Source organism: Psychroflexus gondwanensis ACAM 44 (assembly GCF_000355905.1).
Lineage (GTDB): Bacteria > Bacteroidota > Bacteroidia > Flavobacteriales > Flavobacteriaceae > Psychroflexus > Psychroflexus gondwanensis.
This window is the reverse complement of record NZ_APLF01000012.1, coordinates 17,351-35,378: the sequence shown is the minus strand read 5'-3', so window position 1 is coordinate 35,378 and position 18,028 is coordinate 17,351. Positions and strand designations below refer to the sequence as shown.

The following is an 18,028-nucleotide window of genomic DNA, read 5'->3' as shown; positions in this document are numbered from 1 at the left end:
TTTCTTTAAAGTGCTACTTCCAATTGGTTTCTTACGATATCATCGAAGGTTTCTCGTTGCCTAATCAGGTGAGCCTTGCCTTTATGCCATAAGACCTCTGGAGGTCTAAATCTAGAATTATAGTTACTCGCCATAGAGTAACAATAGGCACCAGCATTTTTAAAAGCTAGAATATCGCCTTCGCTTATTTCAGTAATCATTTTGTTATTGGCAAAAGTGTCGGTTTCGCAAATATAACCAACAACTGAATAAAATCTTTTGTTGCGCTTTGGGTGAGATATATTTATAATATCATGCTTAGAACCATAAAACATAGGCCTAACTAAATGATTGAAACCAGAATCAATCTGAGCAAACACTGTAGAAGTTGTTTGCTTGACAACATTAACTTTAGCCAAAAAGAAACCAGCATCACTTACCAAAAATTTACCTGGCTCGAAGGCTAAGGTTAAATCTTTACCGTAGGATTTACAAAATTCATTGAAACGCTTTGTTAATTTTGTACCTAATTCTTCAACGTCCGTTTCGATATCTCCCTCGTGGTAAGGGACTTTAAATCCACTTCCGAAATCTAAGAATTCAAGATTTTGAAATTTAGCTGCCACATCAAATAAAATCTCAGCTGCGTGAAGGAAAACTCCGATATCCAAAATATCACTACCGGTATGCATGTGGATACCGTTAATAGTCATCCCTGTATTTTCAACAATACGTAATACATGAGGCATTTGATGAATAGAAATACCAAATTTTGAATCGATATGACCTACAGAAATATTGGTGTTTCCGCCAGCCATAACGTGTGGGTTTATTCTAATACAAACAGGAACTTTGGGATGTTTTGCTCCAAATTGTTCTAGAATAAGCAAATTATCTATGTTAATTTGAACTCCCAAACCTACAGCTTCTTCCAACTCTTCCATGGAAACACCATTGGGAGTAAAAATAATTTTTTCAGGATCAACCCCAGCGGCTATACCAAGTCTAACTTCTTGTATAGAAACCGTATCTAAACCACTTCCCAGCTGATTGAACAAACGGAGAATACTCAAATTTGAAAGGGCTTTAACTGCATAATGTAGACGCAAATGTTTTACTTTCTTGAAGGCTTCCGTAAGACGTTTATATTGATTTATTATAGTTTCTGAATCATAAACGTAAACGGGGCTCCCAAACTGTTGGGTGACTTCTAGAAGATTTTCGTGTGTCATTAGTTCTAAAATTTAAATATATAAGGGTTTTGCGGTTAAAGTTAATTTAATCGGGTCTTGATAGTAGACATAAGTTGAATTGAAATTACGCTGCTATCTTGGACTTCAAAGCACATTTCTTTGAAATCTTGCAGTGTTTTCGTTGTGATTTTTTGGAAAGTAATACTGTTTTAAGTCGCTTTTTGTAGGACTTAAAAAGGAACCCGCAAAACATAGCGGGTGATAATTGATATTTTATAAATTGAAAAATTATCATGTTGCAATTTTAAGCATTATAATATTTACTTCTCCAAATTGCGGTGTTAAAATTTTTGCCTTTTGCAAAACCGTAATAAATAGAGATTCCACCTATCCATTTAAACATAAATAAGTAGAGCAATATAAACTCAGTTGTATAATTATCTTCATTCATAAAAAATCCACTAGGGACTAAGAATGTACCGATTAAAGCTGAAAACAAAATAAAAAATACAAAGTTTTCGAAAGTTTTGAATGGCCACATCATAATACGGCGAAAAGGACTCAAGTCGTTTCCCCATTTATGGATTAGGTAATAATAATCATTTCCAATAGGCGCAAATAATAAAGGATCATCTGCATTTTCGAGTTTGAACAATTTGGAAGGTGCCATAATTTTAAAACCCCTTAAGTCTGTCTCATGCTCTTCTTCTAAAGTTTTAATTTTTGAGATGGCTTCGTATGGTAATTTGCCTTTGAAATATTTAGAATCCAAAAACCTCAATCTATAATTGATACATATTTGTTCAATCTGCTTGATATGGTAAATTTTGCTTGACTCTAACTTATCGATATTAAAATCATTGAAATTCATATCGTCACCAGAGGCGATTTTATTCAAAATAGTATCATTTTCAGCATCAACATTGCTGAAAATAAATTCAACTTCCTTTAGAATATCTTCATTGGAAGTCTTTTTGAATTTTACTCTATCGAGTTGATCTTTAAGATTTGTTCTTGGAAACATCATATATCATTTTCATCGTTGATGATAAAAGTAGTAACTAAGTTAAGTTCAAACAATAGCATCTTTAAATTTTAACACGTATTAAGTATATATTCAATCAAGAATTAGCTTTGTTGTAAGCGTATGAAATTATAGACCCCTCTTCCCACTGCTAAAACCTCCTTATTAGGATCTTCTTCTAGCCAACATTTCATGTTAGCAAAAAAAATTCTAGATCTTAATCTTAAAGTCTTTCCTTCTATTATTATAGCTTTGCCATGAGCAGGATTTAAAAAATCAACTTTTATGTCTATAGTGGCCATCTTATCCTTTAAAGAGCTTAGATGAGTTCTTCCTACACTCCTCCAACTGAATCCATAATTGTGGTAATAATTCCTCCATACCACCGATTGGATCTTATGTCTCCAACCACTTCAGCTCTAAAAGGAACTCTTACTTTGACGTCATCTTTCTTGATCTCCAACAATTGTAGACCTAAGAATTTATGAATTAGGACAAATTCTTCAATCATTCGCTCTACAAAGTCATCTTGTAAATCCATTTCAATTTAATTTACATTAAAAATAATAATGCCTCGATGTAAGACTATTAAGGATTTTGAATATCATTTAAAATCAAATTACCTTAAACTAGCACCAAATTCAGTTTCAAATCGATTTTGGAGTTTACTCATAACTTTATCTACCTGCTTGTCGGTGAGTGTTTTCTTTTCATCTAGAAATTTGAACCTAAGTGCGTAGCTCTTTTTTTCTTCAGGTAACTTGTCTCCTTCATAGACATCAAATAAATCTACATCCTTTAGAATATTCTTATCCGTTTTAAAGGCCAATGTTTTAAGATCATCAAATTTTATCGATTTATCTAAGAGTAATGCAAAGTCTCTTTGAGTAGATGGATACTTGGGTATGTCTTTTATTTTTAATTGATGCTTTTGAATTACCTCTAAGACAGCATCCCAGTGAACGTCTGCATATAAAACTTCTTGTTCAATATCAAATGACTTTAAAATATGAGGTTTTACTCTTCCAAATTCAACAATGGTTTTAGTATTGATTTTACCCATAAGACCTTCTGAAAATAATGAAGATTTTACTGAATGATAGGAAAGATCTGTAATTCCAAGTTTTTCAAAAATGCTTGCTAAAATTGCTTTGAGTTCAAAAAAGCCACTGGTTTCTTGGGGTCTGGTCCAAGACTTAGAAGATTTAAAACCAGTTAGAAATAAAGACAAGTGCTTAAGCTCCTCGTAATCTAAATTGAATTTGTGATAGGTTTTACCAAATTCAAAGAATTTTAAATCGGTGCTTTTCCTATTGATATTGTAGCTTAAAGATTCCAAACCAGAACACAGCATAGTTTGCCTCATAACGCCAAGGTCGGTACTCAAAGCGTTAAGAATATCTACATTGTGTTCCTCCTCTAGGTCGTCGATTAAATCTACGTAGGATTTGGTCGTCAAAGAATTTGCCATCGTTTCATAGAAACCTTGAGACACAAGTTGATCTGCTATTTTATTTTGAACTTTATAGTCATCGTAAGGAGATGAGTTGGCAACAGAAACATTGAACTTACTATCGGATTCAATATTATTATACCCATATACTCTCAAAATCTCCTCAATAACATCCACTTCCCTTTGTACATCTACTCTATAAGCTGGGATAGTAAGTCCCAATCCACTTTCCGAAACATTGTTTATTTTGATGTCCAAAGAAGTGAGAATGGTCTTAATGACTCCAGAATCAATTTCCTGTCCTATCAAATGATTTATTTTATCGAAAGTGAGAAACACTTGAAAATCTTCAATCTTCTTAGGATAAAAATCATCTACATCACTAGTCACAAGACCTCCTGAGATTTCTTGAATTAGCAACACCGCTCTTTTTAGAGCAAATTCTGTAATATTAGGGTCTATACCTCTTTCGTATCTAAAAGAAGCGTCTGTATTGAGACCATGCCGTTTGGCAGTTTTACGAATGCTTACAGAATTAAAATAGGCACTTTCTATAAATATGCTAGACGTATTTTTTGTAACTCCAGATTCTAAACCTCCGAAAACTCCAGCAATACAAAGTGGTTTTTGTGAATCACAAATCATTAAATCGTCTTCATGGAGTTCTCTTTCTATTCCATCTAAAGTGGTAAACTTGGTCCCGCTCTTTAAAGTTTTGACTTGGATTTTACGATCTTTAATTTTGTCTAAATCAAAAGCATGTAGAGGTTGCCCTAGCTCATACATCACATAATTTGTGGCATCCACAATAGTATTTTTTGGATTTATTCCTATCGCTTTTAGTTTATTTTTTAACCAGTCTGGTGATTCCTTTACCTCAATACCAGAAATGGTAACGCCACAGTATCTAGGGGCCAATTTGGGTTTTTTCACTTCTATAGATACCCTGTGACTTCTGTTTTCCACATGAAAACTACTCACAGAAGGGGTATCGATTGGTAGGTTGATTTCATTTTGAATTAATCCAGCTCTTAAATCTCTTGCTACTCCCCAGTGAGACATAGCGTCTGCTCTATTGGGTGTTAAGCCAATTTCAAAAACCTGATCGATTTCCACTGAAAATATTTCATTTAAGGGTGTTCCAGGTACTAATGCATCTTCCAAAACCATTATTCCATCGTGACTTCCACCTAGACCTATTTCGTCCTCGGCACAAATCATACCTTCACTCACCTCTCCTCTTATCTTGCCTTTCTTGATAGTCCAAGGTTGTCCTTTATCATCATATAAGGTTGTACCAATGGTTGCAACAGGAACTAATTGACCTTCAGCAACATTGGGAGCTCCACAAACAATAGTGAGCAAGCTATCTGTGCCAATATTGACTTTAGTTAACTTCAGCCGGTCGGCATTTGGATGGGGTTCACAAGAGTCTACACGACCTACAAGGATACCTTCTAGTCCACCTTTTACAGATTCGAAAGCTTCAATGCCTTCTACTTCAAGACCTAAATCTGTAAGTAAAACTTCAGTCTCTTCTGCAGACCATTTTGTATTGATGAATTGTTTTAACCAATTGTAAGAAATCTTCATACTTTATATCTATAAAGGCACAAAGATAACAAACCGCCGTAGCTCTTAAAATTTTTATTCCTCTAAAATTATAGTAAATTGAGCCTCAAAATAAACACTATGAAAAAAATTATAGCGATTGCCCTTCTAGGATTTACAAGTCTGTTTTACGGCCAGATAGATACTAGGATTTACGACATTGTGGATGAATTATCCGCTGAAAAACTTGAATATAAGGTTCAAAATCTAGTTGATTTCGGAACGCGAAATACCTTTAGTGAAACAGAAAGCGATACTCGTGGTATTGGCGCAGCTAGACGATGGATCAAAGGCGAGTTCGAAAGTATTTCAAAAAACTGTGGTGATTGCCTGAATGTTTTTTATCAAAGTGAAACCGTTACGCCAGAAATGGGAAATCGAGTTCCTAAAACGGCAGAAGTGGTTAATGTTGTGGCTGTTCAAAAAGGAAAGAAATATCCAAATTCATACGTTATTATGAGTGGTGATATAGATTCTAGAGCCTCAGACACTCAGGATTTTAAAACAGACGCTCCCGGAGCCAACGATAATGCTACAGGAATTGCCGGGGCTATGGAAGCTGCCCGTGTTCTTAGTCAATATGAGTTTGACCATAGTATTGTTTACGTAGGTTTGAGTGGAGAAGAACAAGGTTTGTATGGCGGGCAGTTTTTGGCTAAATATGCTAAGGAAAACCAGTGGAACATCATTGGAGTTCTCAATAACGATATGATAGGAAATATTGAAGGTTTGGATGGAGTTATCGACAACCGTACGTTTAGGATCTTTAGTGAAGCTTACAATCCAACTGAAACAGATAGGGAGCGACAAATGAAGCGTTTTTATGGCGGAGAAGTAGATGGGAGTTCTAGACAACTGGCCAGGTATGTTCATAAAACAACGCAAACCTATATGCCAGAAATGAATCCTATGATGGTATACAGGCTAGACCGTTTTGGTCGTGGAGGCCATCATAAACCTTTTAATGATTTAGGCTTCCCCGGGATACGTATTATGGAAGCTCATGAAAATTATAATCGTCAGCATCAAGATATCAGAACAGAAGATGGTATTGAATACGGCGATGTGATCGACTATGTCAATTTTGATTATCATAAAAAATTAACGGCAGTAAACGCTATATCCATGGCTAGTTTAGCATGGGCTCCTCCTGCCCCAACAGAGGTAGAGATTGGTGGTATTGTAGAACCTTCTGTAAAACTTGCATGGAAACAAGAAGGGGCTAAAGATATTAAAGGCTATAAGATTTACTGGAGATCCACGACTTCTCCAACGTGGGATCATTTTAGATATGTCGAGAATGTAAATGAAGTGACTCTAGAAGGAATTATTATCGATAATTTTTACTTTGGAGTAGCAGCGGTTGGAAAAAACGGTCATGAAAGCGTAGTCGTCTTTCCTTCAAAAATCCTGAGATAACTACAAAAAAAGATAAAAATGTCTAAAATAAAAAAGTCCTATCAAAAACGATAGGACTTTTTTGGGTGGAAGATGGGGCTCGAACCCACGACCCCTGATACCACAAACCAGTGCTCTAACCAACTGAGCTACATCCACCAGTTGTCTTTTAAGACATTGCAAATTTAATATAATATTGCATTCTACAAAAGGATTTCAATAAATAACAAGAAAAATAAAAAAAATGAAGTTTATCACCAAATCAATTCCCTTTAAATGAATAGGTTATAAATTTCAATAAATCAACTTAAACCAAATTTCAACACATTATTCATTTAAAAAAGGGGCTACCTTTTCTTTTATTTCATCAACAATGGTAGGATCGAGCAAAGTTGAAACGTCTCCTATTTGATCTGCTTCGTTGGAAGATACCTTTCTCATAATTCTTCTCATGATCTTTCCACTTCGAGTTTTAGGTAAACCAGAGACAAAATGAACACGATCCAACTTGGCTATAGGACCTATTTTGCTTGAAATTAATTGATTAATTTCTTTACTTAAATTTTCCCTATTTCTAGATTCTCCATCATTTTTCAAAATGATAAATCCAGCTAAAGCATTTCCTTTCACTTGGTGAGGAAATCCTACAATGGCAGACTCTGCAACTGCTGGATGCTCATTGATAGCATCTTCTATTGGTGCAGTTCCCAAATTATGACCAGACACAATGATAACATCGTCTACTCTACCTGTTATACGGTAGTAACCCACCTCATCTCTAAGGGCCCCATCTCCAGTGAAATAAATATTTTCATAAGCTGAATAATAAGTGTCGATATAGCGTTGATGATTTCCATAAACAGTTCTTGCCATACTTGGCCAAGGATGCTTAATGCATAGTCTTCCAGATATGCTATTACCTTCAATTTCATTTCCTTTTTCATCCATTAAAGAGGGCTGTATACCTGGTAGAGGAAGTGTGGCATAAGTAGGCTTGGTGGGAGTTACAAAAGGAATTGGAGAGATCATGATACCTCCTGTTTCAGTTTGCCACCACGTATCTACAATGGGGCATTTCTTTTTGCCAATATTTTCATTGTACCAATTCCAAGCTTCTTCATTAATAGGCTCTCCTACACTTCCTAAAACTTTAAGGGATGATAAATCGTATTGATTAACAAACTTAATGTCCTGTTTAGCCAATGCTCTTATTGCTGTAGGAGCCGTGTAAAATTGGTTAACCTTATATTTATCTACAATATCCCAGAATCTTCCGTAATCTGGATAAGAAGGAACACCTTCAAACATTAAGGTTGTTGCTCCATTGAGAAGTGGACCATAAACAATATAAGAATGGCCAGTAATCCACCCTATATCTGCCGTACACCAGTACACATCATTTTCTTTGTATTGGAAAACATTTTTAAATGAAAACGCAGTATATACCATATATCCAGCTGTCGTATGGACCATCCCTTTTGGAGTTCCTGTAGAACCAGAGGTATAAAGTATGAAAAGCATATCTTCAGCATCCATCACTTCTGCTTCACATTTATCATCTACTTTTTTCAATTCTTCATGAAGCCAGACGTCTCGATTTTCTTTCATCTCGATTTTGGAAAATGTACGCTTAGCGACCAAAACACATTCTACAGAAGGCGTGCTTTCCAAAGCTTCATTTACAATACCTTTTAAATCAATAGTTTTAGAACCGCGGTATGACCCATCGGAAGTGATGACCATCTTACAATCTGAATCGTTAATTCTTGAAGAGAGTGCAGATGCTGAAAATCCTGCAAATACGACAGAGTGAACTGCTCCTATCCTAGCACAGGCCAGGGTTGAAATAGCCAACTCAGGAATCATGGGTAAATAAATACAAACGCGATCTCCTTTTTGGACACCATTTCTTTTCAACACATTCGCCATTTTATTGACGCGCTTAGACAGCTCATTATAAGTGATGTGCAGTGCTTCTTCGTCTGGATTGTTGGGTTCCCAAATGATCGCCGTTTTGTTTCCCCTAGTTTTTAAATGTCTATCGATAGCATTTTCAGTAATATTGAGTTGAGCTCCTTCAAACCAACTTACCTCCGCTTTTTCAGGATTCCATTTTAAGACAGAATCCCATTTTTTTCTCCATACAAAGTTTCTTTCTGCAATGGTATTCCAAAAATTCTCTGGATCATTTTGAGAAATCCTATAGACATCAATGTATTTTGCTAAAGAATCAATAGTATAATAACTTTTGGTAAGTGCTTTTAGAGATTGTGTGACTTGATTTTTATTAGAACTAAATGCACCAATTTTTTGTTGATCAAAAATCTCTATGATCTCACTTATTACCATCGGGTCTTCAATAGTAGATGGCAGGTTGTAGGGATCTCCAGCCACTAGTTTTTTAAGCGTCCTTCTTAAAGTTTTACCACTTCTTGTTTTGGGAAGTCGTTTAACGATAACTACATTTTTTAATGCCGCAATAGGGCCGATTTTATCCCTTACCAGTTGAATGATTTCAGTTTGCATCTTATAGGATTCATAATTCTCCTCACCCAGTCTTGGAACGACAATAGCTAAAGGGATTTCACCTTTGAGCGCATCTTGTAGTCCAACTACGGCACATTCAGCAACAGAGGGGTGTTGGGATACCACTTCCTCTAGAGCCGCAGTAGAAAAACGATGACCAGAAACATTGATAACATCATCAATTCTTCCGGTTATAAATACGTAACCTTCTTCGTCTATGAAACCACCGTCCCCAGAAAAATAATAACCAGGAAACTTACTCAAGTATCCATTTTTAAAACGCTCATGGTTATTCCAAAGCGTTTGCATAAACCCAGGAGGCAGCGGTAGTTTAGAACAAATGTAACCTTCCGTATTAGCTGGTAAGACCTCGCCTTCTTCAGAAAGTATTTCAAGATCATATCCTGGAACAGGCTTCCCTGTAGAACCTGGCTTAATTGGTAAAGCATCTAATCCCATAAGATTGGCAACAATAGGCCATCCCGACTCTGTTTGCCACCAATGGTCAATTACAGGAACTTTTAGATGATTCTGTGCCCATTTCAAAGTGGTTTCATCACATCGCTCTCCTGCCAAAAATTGATATTTCAGAGAAGAGATATCATATTTTTTTATAAATTCACCCTTTGGATCTTCCTTTTTAATAGCTCTAAACGCAGTAGGTGCTGTAAACATTACATTCACTTTGTGATCTTCTATCACTCTCCAAAAAGCGCCAGCATCTGGAGTTTTAACCGGTTTACCCTCATAAATTATAGTCGTATTTCTATGAATCATTGGAGCGTAGACTATATAACTATGCCCTACTACCCAACCTACATCCGAAGCGGCCCAGAAGGTATCACCTGGTTTGGTGCCATAAATATTTTCCATTGAAAATTTAAGGCCAACAGCATAGCCACCAGTGTCTCTTACCACTCCTTTTGGTGAACCAGTCGTTCCAGATGTATATAGAATATAGGATGGATCTTGAGACTTTAAAGCTACAGCCTTTACTGGTTTAGCCTTTTCCATTAATTCTAAGTAATCTATATCATAAGATTTTTCCTCAAATTCTACTCCAAGTTTCCTATTGAAGACGATTACTTTTTCAACTTTGTGCTTTGCCTTTTCAATTGCCTCATCTACCATAGGCTTGTAGGCAATAAGTCTATCGACTTCTATACCTGAAGTGGCTGTAATAATAAGTTTAGGTTTTGCATCATCTATTCTCATCGCCAATTCATCTGGAGCAAAACCTCCGAAAACTACGGAGTGTATAGCGCCTATCCTAGCACATGCGAGCATACTGAATAATGAGTGAGAAATCATAGGCATATAAATGATGACCCGGTCTCCCTTTTCTACTCCCAATTCTCTTAGTCCACCGGCAAGTTTAGATACTTTTTCTAAAACTTCATTGTAGGTATGCTTGACTTGCTTTTGCCTTACAGCAGAATCGTATATAAGAGCGATCTCATCACCAAATCCATCTTGAACGTGCTGGTCTAGACACAAATAACTCAGGTTGGTCTCTCCATCTGGAAACCAATTGTAAATCCCTTCTGAAGTCTGCTCAAGAGCTTTAGTTGGAGCTTTGAACCACTTTATTTTTTTGGACTCTTCCAACCAAAATTCTTCTGGATGTTCAATGCTTTTTAGATATACTTCTTTATAAGTCATAATGCTATATTTTAATGGTTTGGTGTTAATAAATCAGTTACAGTACTCAAAAGCTTTTTCATTGAAAATGGCTTTTTGATATATTCTTTTGCTCCAAGACTTAAAGCCTTCTGGACATCGCTTTCTTTTTGTTTAGCACTTATAATAATAGTTTGAGTTGTATGTCTTAGTGTTTCGTGTTCTCTCAAATAATCTAAAACTTCATAACCATCCACCTTTGGCATCATGATATCCAGAATAACCAGGTCGGGTTGTAGCTTCTCTGAAAGCACAATGGCTTCTTCTCCATCTCTTGCGATGAAGATATCATAGTTATTCTTTCTCAAAGTATACTCCAACGCCATAATGATGTTGGGTTCGTCATCTACTAGTAGTATCTTTTTCATGACTTGAATTTTGGCAATTTTATTATAATTTCCGCACCGATTTTTAGTTTTGGATTTGCATAAATCTCTCCTCCATGCATCTCCACAATTTGCTGGCATATGGCTAGTCCAAAACCACTTCCTGTTGGCTTTTTGAAAGTTTGATTCTTAGACTGATAAAACTTCTTAAAAATTAAGTGTATATCCTCTTCTGGAATTCCTTTCCCATTGTCTTTTATTGTACACACTATTTCTTCTGAATTGTGCTCTAGAAAAACTTCAATAAGTCCCTTCTTATCAGGGACAAATTTTAAAGCATTAGAAAGCAAATTAGTAAAGACTTGCAAAATTTTACTGTAGTCGAATTCCAATACTACATTTGAAACAGGTTGAAATCTGACATCGATATTCTCCTTTTGAGCAATACTACTTATTCCATGTATAGCCTCTTGAACGCATTCGTCGAGACGATGGGATTTTAAGGTTAACATATCTCTACCTGAAGCCATTTTTTCTAAATCTAAAATATCATTAATCAGCACATTTAAACGCTCTGTATCTTGAATGATATTACCCAAAAATCTTTGCTGAAGCTCCAGCGGCATGTCATCGTCTTCTGATAGAACTTCTGAGCTGGCTTTTATAGACGTAATTGGTGTTTTAAGCTCATGTGCAACCGTATCTAAAAAGTCATCCTTCAATTGATCTTGAATTTTAAGTTCTTCATTGGCCAATTTTAAATCTGAAGTTAGCTTTATCAATTTTTGAGATTGTTCTTCCAGAGATTTATTTACAGAAATGGTTTCTCTATTTTCTTCAAGTATTTTAAGCACTTCGACCAAAGAGACTGGCTTTTCTTTTGCCACATTAGAAATCAATATTTTCGCTGAAGCACTACCTACTGCTCCGGTGAGTAGACGTTCTGAAAAGTTTATAAATCTTGCATCTGCCAACTTTTCTTCTGGATTTACCTGGTATCTCTTTCTAAAAACCTTTAAGGCCTTATCAGCTTTTTCTTGCCCAAGAAAGCGAATTAAAATATTCTGAATATCCTCCACGTAGGCTTCCCCTTTCCAAACAAAAGCATTCTCTTTAAGTTGAATGACTTTTTCACTATTTACGAACATCTCTCCGTAATTGCGTTCTCTATAATTACCTTTTCTAATGACGGACAACACTAGATAAGCTCCAGTATTCAGAAGTAAACTCCAGTATAAAGCGTGATTTACAGGATTCAGTAATTCGATTTCGAAAAGAGCGTAAGGCTTTAAAACTCCTATACCGAACAATCCCTCTTCTACAAATTTATTATTATTCAAAACATTTTCAGTAAAAAAAGGCAGCAAATAGGTAAAAACTATGACACTCATTCCAAGTAAGATTCCAACTTTGGACCCTAAAGCAGAGCCCCTATTCCAAAACATTCCTATAAAAAAACTTGGAGCTAGCTGGGCTATAGTTAAAAATGAAATGAGCCCAATCGAAAATAAAGAAACCTGTGGATTGAACATTGAATAGAGTAAATAAGCAAGAATTATTGAGCTAAAAATACAAAGCCGTCTTATGTTTTTTATGGTTTTCTCATTGTTCAAGGACTTATTATTGGTTAGCTTTTTTAAAAAACCATAGGGTATAATGAGGTTATTACTCAACATCGTAGACAAAGCAACTGTAGAAACCACTACCATTGATATGACTGCAGAAAGACCCCCTAAGAAGACTAAAACAGCAAGCCATTTATCGCCAAAATGCAAGGGAATAAGAAGCGTAAAATAATCTGCATTAGATTCATTTCCTAGAATCAACAAACCACCCCAAGCTATAAAAATAACAAAAACATTGAAAAGCAATAAGTATAAAGGAAACAACCAAATGGCCGTTTTAAGTTGCTTGCGGTTGTTGAATTCTACCACTGAAGTCTGAAACTGTCTTGGCAATAGAAAAATTGCTAAAAAGGAAAGTGCGATACTAAAGTACCAGTTTATACCTCCGTTTAAACCATTTATGGTGCTAAGCTTATTCAAGTTTAAATCCAAATTAGCTTGTTCATAAAGGTCTGTCGTCCCATCAAAAACATAGAAAGTGACATAAACACCAACGATTACGAAAAATGTAAGTTTCAAAATAGATTCAGCAGCGACAGAAAACATGACTCCTGTTCGGTTTTTGGAAGCATCTAGAGATAAAGTCCCAAAAAATGAAGCAAAAACTGCTAAAATGAGAGCGATATAAAAAGTGGAATCTGTGATAACAGAGGTCCCTTCAATTCCTATCGTCGAGGTAGAAACAATTTCAAAAGTTTCAGAAATTGCTTTGAGCTGTAAAGAAATATAAGGAATGATGCTAGCAAGACAAACTAAAGTCACCAGAGCACCCAGTGACCGGCTATTTCCATATCTTAGAGATATAAAATCTGCAATACTAGAGATATTATAAGCTTTGGATAGTAAAATAATTTTCTTGAGTACTATAACCCATAATGGGGCGGCTATCACTGGACCAAGGTATATGGTAAGAAATTCTATTCCAGACGTTGCAGCCATCCCAACGCTACCATAATAAGTCCAAGCAGAACAATAAACCGCAAGTGAAAGTCCGTAAATAGCTGGATGTGAAACTAATTTTGACCCTTTATTTTTTTCAGCAAAAAAAGCAATGAGAAACAAAATTCCCAAATAAACAAATATGAGAGCTATGAGTGCAGTTTTACTCATTAATCTGAATATTTTTTAAGGATTGAAAATGAGATGACAACACTTATCAACCAAATTACAAAAATGAAAAAGTAGAATAAGGGAAATCCCAAAACCGAAACATCAGAATTGTAAGCGAAGACAAACGGTATATTAATAAGCAAGATTAAACTCAAGCTTAAAAAAATAAGTTTTTGTTGATGTCTCTTTTTCATTAACTCTGAATTGCGACTTAATTTAAATAAAATTCTCAAGAGAATGAGCTTGTATTAACTTTCTCTTGAGAATTAATCTAAAACCTAATGATCTGAAGCTTCTCCTACTCCACTTGGTATTCTTACACTTTCAACCATTTCTTGAACTTCAAGTGGAGGTTCTGGTGTAAACTTACTTATCACTATCGAAACAAAGAAGTTAACGAACATAGCAACAGATCCAAAGCCCTCTGGAGAAATACCAAACCACCAATCTTCTGGGGTACCTCCTCCAAAAAAGTCAAATTTGAATTTCAACATATAAAATAACATCAGGCATATCCCTACTACCATACCTGCTATTGCACCCTCTTTATTCATTCGCTTATAAAATATACCCAAAATTATCGCTGGAAAAAAAGAGGCTGCTGCCAAACCAAAGGCCAGAGCAACAACCGCTGCCACGAACCCGGGTGGATTTATGCCAAAGTAACCTGCCACAACCACAGCCGCTACCGCTGCTAAACGTGCAGCAACTAATTCTCCTTTATCAGAAATGTCTGGTTTAATCATTTTCTTGATGAGATCATGAGAAACAGAAGAGGAGATAACCAGTAGAAGTCCAGCAGCAGTAGATAATGCAGCAGCCAAACAACCAGCAGCAACTAGAGCAATAACCCAGTTAGGTAAATCCGCTATTTCCGGATTAGCTAAAACCATTATATCACGATCTACATAAAGCTCATTTTTGTTTTCTGAAGGATTTTCAACTAAACGTTCTCCACTTTTGCCCCTTTCGTTTTCTGAAAATATCGGAATTCCCGTTAAGGCTTCACCACCCTCTTTAGCAGCCCCTAAATATTGAATTTTACCATCGGAATCCTTATCTATCCAAGCGAGTAAACCCAAATTTTCCCAAGTCGTAAACCATTTTGGCATTTCGGCATACTCTTTTTCGTTTACTGTTTCTAGTAGATTGAGTTTTCCAAAAGAAGAAACAGCAGGGGCTGTAATGTATAAAATACCAATAAACAGCAATGCATATCCTGCAGATTTTCTTGCATCTTTAACCCGTTTAACCGTGAAGAACCTTACGATAACATGTGGTAAACCAGCAGTACCTACCATTAAGGCAAGAGTAATCGCAAAAACATCTATTAAATCTTTAGAACCTTCAGTATAAGCGCTAAAACCAAGCTCCTGACTTAAGCCATCTAGCTTGTCTAGCATGTAAGTGTCTGGTTGACTAGCAAGCGTATCTCCCATCCCAAACATTGGAATAGGGTTTCCTGTCGCTTGAAAGGATATGAAAATTGCAGGAACCAAAAAAGCAAAAATTAAAACACAATATTGAGCAACTTGGGTGTAAGTAATACCTTTCATCCCACCTAATACCGCATAAAAAAGGACTATAATCATCCCAATGATAACTCCTGTTTCAATTTCTACTTCCAAAAATCTTGAAAAGACAACCCCTACCCCTCGCATTTGACCAGCGATATAGGTAAAAGAAACAATTAGTGCACAAATAACAGCAACAGATCGAGCTGTTTTTGAATAGTAACGATCTCCTATAAAATCGGGAACTGTGAATTTTCCAAATTTTCTCAAGTAAGGAGCTAGCAATAGTGCTAATAAAACAAAGCCACCGGTCCAGCCCATCAAAAATACTGATCCATCGTACCCCATGAATGAGATAATACCAGCCATCGATATGAAAGATGCCGCAGACATCCAATCTGCAGCAGTAGCCATGCCATTTGCTAATGGCGAAACACCTCCGCCGGCAACATAAAACTCTTTAGTTGAACCAGCTCTGCTCCAAATCGCAATTCCAATGTATAGAGCAAATGAAACGCCAACAAAAATATAAGTAAGTGATTGAGAATCCATAGTTTATTTATTTATCGTATCCGTATTTTTTATCTAATTTGTTCATTAACCTCACGTATACAAAAATTAATATGATGAATACGTAGATAGAACCTTGTTGTGCGAACCAAAAGCCAACATTGAAGCCTCCTATCTGAAATTGGTCTAGCCAGTCTTTAAAAATTATACCTGCTCCATAGGATACTAAAAACCAAATGGGGAGTAGTATAGCAAGATATTTGAGGTTTTCTTTCCAATAAGCGGAGGCGTGTTTCTGTTTGTTGTCAGTTTGTTTATCCATAGTTATAAGTATATCATAGCCTGAAGGCTAAGGGTGTTCTGGTTTATATTTCCGAATGACTCTGATTTGTACTCTAAAGTTAATTTTGAATTATGACCATTCAGAAAGGCGTTTATCCCCAATCCTAAAATAGTTCTATCCTGATCTGAAGCATCTATAAAAGTATAGTTATAGGAAACGTAGGGTTGAAAACGAGTTGTAGAATTTGTACTTGAAAGAAGATACCCAAAGTGTCCGTAAAGCATCTCACCAGAAGAATAGGGTCCTAATAAATAATTTGTCCCATAATCATTAGATTGAAAAACGGCGTAACTTGTTAAAGAAGCCCCTTGTTCTCCTATTGGAGCATCATAAAATAAATCTGCAGCAAAAAGATTCACATTCTCACCAACAGCTTGATTTTCTTTAATTATGACCGCTCCATTTGGATGATGGTAAAACCCAGCACCTACATTAAAGATTCGCTCAGTACCTAAGTAAGTCCCTACTTTATATGGAAGGAAGTTGGATTCCAGATTAAGGAAATTATATGCAAAATAACCTGTGTACGTTTTTCCAGCTTCAGCAGTTCCCAGAATATTGGCACCTCGGTAGACCGCATTAGTATTAGATAAAGGATTGGTGTCTAGACCATTCACAATTGCTTCATTAATTGCTACGTTATATTGAAGTTTTCCAAAATTACCTTTAGCAAATACACCAACATGCCTGGCAAACTGGTCAACAAGTCCTAAAGTAGCCCAAGACGATCTATTATTATCTAATGTCATCAAATTTAAAGTTCCTTGAGAATTCAATCTCGACAAACCATTCCAATAATGAAGTCCCCCACCAACTACGATCTGATCTGAAACATCGTATTGTGCCCAAGCATCATGCATAAAGACTTGAGGAGCGCCATCGGCTCCCAAAGGATCCATATTTGAAGCATTCAGGCTATTAATACCAATATGAGTTAGAATTAGGAAGTCTTTTGTTATTTGACCATAAACAAGTAATCGTGCACGTCTTAATTGAAAAGAAACATCGGCTTGGTCGTCTGAACGAGAGTCTGAAAAGTTAGCTTGCGTTTGAACCCAAGTTAAAATTCTAACGTACTTATCATCGCTATCGTCAAACTTAATTTTGAATCCTCCCTTATAATAAGGTGACCCTTGAGAAAACCCACTCTTACTAAAAACAAGTGCAAACAATACAAAGAGTGTAATATAATATCTCATTATGTGTCAAGTTTTTAATTTTTTAAACTTTTTATTGCTAATAACTTGACACGAACTTGAAATAATAAATCTGTTAATTAAAATTAAATATATATTTTTGGTAACTGGTATAGCTATTCTTTAAATCGTTCCCATTTAATAACCATGAATTTATCTCCAAGTTCTGTGACAATCATACCAGATCCTTTTGTGTTCTCTGGTAGAGAAAAGTAATTTCCAAGTTCGTTTTGACTTAAAATTTTGTAGGTGGGATGAAAATCTAAATTTTGAACTTTTTGAATATTATACTTCTTTACCCAATTCATCACACTCACATGAGAAATTCCTAAAATACGTTCAATTTCACGATAAGTGAGCCCTTCTAAATATAGCTGAAGCGCTTTAGTAACATAATACTGATCAATTTTTTTTCCCAATTTATTAACAGTGAAAAAGTAATTACATGATTTACATTTATAACGCTGACGGTCGTTCACGATACCACTTTTCACTATTCTATCAGATTGACATTGAGGACAAAAATTCATATATATTAAT

The 18,028-nt window shown here is 35.7% G+C and carries 13 protein-coding genes, 1 tRNA gene and 1 pseudogene; 1 reads left to right on the top strand and 14 read right to left on the bottom strand.

Going from position 1 to position 18,028, the window contains the following annotated elements; genetic code table 11:
• Positions 1–5: 5 nt before the first annotated feature.
• The 5 genes from lysA to pheT form a co-directional block, all read right to left on the bottom strand.
• On the bottom strand, positions 6–1,211 hold the full coding sequence (gene lysA, locus PGOND44_RS11560) for a diaminopimelate decarboxylase (protein WP_003442220.1): 1,206 nt from the start codon (positions 1,209–1,211) through the stop codon (positions 6–8).
• Between the two features lie 265 nt (positions 1,212–1,476).
• On the bottom strand, positions 1,477–2,199 hold the full coding sequence (locus tag PGOND44_RS11555) for a hypothetical protein (RefSeq protein WP_081606530.1): 723 nt from the start codon (positions 2,197–2,199) through the stop codon (positions 1,477–1,479).
• 101 nt (positions 2,200–2,300) lie between these two features.
• Positions 2,301–2,498, bottom strand: coding sequence for a PaaI family thioesterase (locus PGOND44_RS15910; RefSeq protein WP_236611994.1), 198 nt, complete (start codon positions 2,496–2,498; stop codon positions 2,301–2,303).
• A gap of 32 nt (positions 2,499–2,530) precedes the next feature.
• Positions 2,531–2,737, bottom strand: coding sequence for a hotdog family protein (locus PGOND44_RS15905; RefSeq protein WP_236611993.1), 207 nt, complete (start codon positions 2,735–2,737; stop codon positions 2,531–2,533).
• 78 nt (positions 2,738–2,815) lie between these two features.
• Entirely contained in the window at positions 2,816–5,242 is a 2,427-nt protein-coding gene (gene pheT, locus PGOND44_RS11545; protein ID WP_003442213.1) for a phenylalanine--tRNA ligase subunit beta, read from the bottom strand.
• A gap of 99 nt (positions 5,243–5,341) precedes the next feature.
• Here pheT and PGOND44_RS11540 point away from each other — a divergent pair, with 99 nt between their 5' ends.
• The gene (locus tag PGOND44_RS11540) at positions 5,342–6,679 is read left to right on the top strand and encodes a M28 family metallopeptidase (protein ID WP_003442210.1); all 1,338 of its coding nucleotides are present in this window, start codon (positions 5,342–5,344) and stop codon (positions 6,677–6,679) included.
• A 63-nt stretch (positions 6,680–6,742) separates the two neighbouring features.
• On the opposite strand, the gene PGOND44_RS11535 is transcribed toward PGOND44_RS11540, so the two are convergent.
• The 9 genes and pseudogenes from PGOND44_RS11535 to PGOND44_RS16135 all read right to left on the bottom strand — a co-directional run.
• A tRNA-His gene (locus tag PGOND44_RS11535) sits at positions 6,743–6,818 on the bottom strand.
• A 167-nt stretch (positions 6,819–6,985) separates the two neighbouring features.
• Positions 6,986–10,846: an acetate--CoA ligase gene (gene acs, locus PGOND44_RS15360; RefSeq protein WP_003442207.1), complete on the bottom strand. Its 3,861-nt coding sequence runs from the start codon at positions 10,844–10,846 to the stop codon at positions 6,986–6,988.
• 11 nt (positions 10,847–10,857) lie between these two features.
• The gene (locus PGOND44_RS11525) at positions 10,858–11,232 is read right to left on the bottom strand and encodes a response regulator transcription factor (protein ID WP_003442204.1); all 375 of its coding nucleotides are present in this window, start codon (positions 11,230–11,232) and stop codon (positions 10,858–10,860) included.
• A complete protein-coding gene (locus tag PGOND44_RS11520; protein ID WP_003442200.1) occupies positions 11,229–13,925 on the bottom strand; it encodes a sensor histidine kinase in 2,697 nt (898 codons plus the stop codon). The genes PGOND44_RS11525 and PGOND44_RS11520 overlap by 4 nt, the downstream gene beginning before the upstream one ends.
• 278 nt (positions 13,926–14,203) lie before the next feature.
• The gene (locus tag PGOND44_RS11510; RefSeq protein WP_003442194.1) at positions 14,204–15,991 is read right to left on the bottom strand and encodes a sodium:solute symporter family protein; all 1,788 of its coding nucleotides are present in this window, start codon (positions 15,989–15,991) and stop codon (positions 14,204–14,206) included.
• Positions 15,992–15,998: 7 nt separating this feature from the next.
• Entirely contained in the window at positions 15,999–16,271 is a 273-nt protein-coding gene (locus PGOND44_RS11505) for a DUF4212 domain-containing protein (protein WP_003442191.1), read from the bottom strand.
• 2 nt (positions 16,272–16,273) lie between these two features.
• Positions 16,274–17,491, bottom strand: coding sequence for a hypothetical protein (locus PGOND44_RS11500; protein ID WP_003442188.1), 1,218 nt, complete (start codon positions 17,489–17,491; stop codon positions 16,274–16,276).
• Between the two features lie 113 nt (positions 17,492–17,604).
• Complete coding sequence (locus tag PGOND44_RS11495) at positions 17,605–17,907, bottom strand: terminase gpP N-terminus-related DNA-binding protein (protein ID WP_162138435.1); 303 nt, start codon at positions 17,905–17,907, stop codon at positions 17,605–17,607.
• Positions 17,908–17,928: 21 nt separating this feature from the next.
• A pseudogene (locus tag PGOND44_RS16135) lies at positions 17,929–18,018 on the bottom strand (transposase-like zinc-binding domain-containing protein); the annotation flags it as partial.
• Between the last annotated feature and the right edge of the window lie 10 nt (positions 18,019–18,028).

Coding starts and splice junctions, on each gene's coding strand:
- PGOND44_RS11555 (WP_081606530.1), bottom strand. CDS start 2,199: ATGATGTTTCCAAGAACAAATCTTAAAGATCAACTCGATAGAGTAAAA.
- PGOND44_RS11510 (WP_003442194.1), bottom strand. CDS start 15,991: ATGGATTCTCAATCACTTACTTATATTTTTGTTGGCGTTTCATTTGCT.
- PGOND44_RS11520 (WP_003442200.1), bottom strand. CDS start 13,925: ATGAGTAAAACTGCACTCATAGCTCTCATATTTGTTTATTTGGGAATT.
- acs (WP_003442207.1), bottom strand. CDS start 10,846: ATGACTTATAAAGAAGTATATCTAAAAAGCATTGAACATCCAGAAGAA.
- PGOND44_RS11540 (WP_003442210.1), top strand. CDS start 5,342: ATGAAAAAAATTATAGCGATTGCCCTTCTAGGATTTACAAGTCTGTTT.
- PGOND44_RS15910 (WP_236611994.1), bottom strand. CDS start 2,498: ATGGCCACTATAGACATAAAAGTTGATTTTTTAAATCCTGCTCATGGC.
- PGOND44_RS11500 (WP_003442188.1), bottom strand. CDS start 17,491: ATGAGATATTATATTACACTCTTTGTATTGTTTGCACTTGTTTTTAGT.
- PGOND44_RS11505 (WP_003442191.1), bottom strand. CDS start 16,271: ATGGATAAACAAACTGACAACAAACAGAAACACGCCTCCGCTTATTGG.
- PGOND44_RS11525 (WP_003442204.1), bottom strand. CDS start 11,232: ATGAAAAAGATACTACTAGTAGATGACGAACCCAACATCATTATGGCG.
- PGOND44_RS15905 (WP_236611993.1), bottom strand. CDS start 2,737: ATGGATTTACAAGATGACTTTGTAGAGCGAATGATTGAAGAATTTGTC.
- pheT (WP_003442213.1), bottom strand. CDS start 5,242: ATGAAGATTTCTTACAATTGGTTAAAACAATTCATCAATACAAAATGG.
- lysA (WP_003442220.1), bottom strand. CDS start 1,211: ATGACACACGAAAATCTTCTAGAAGTCACCCAACAGTTTGGGAGCCCC.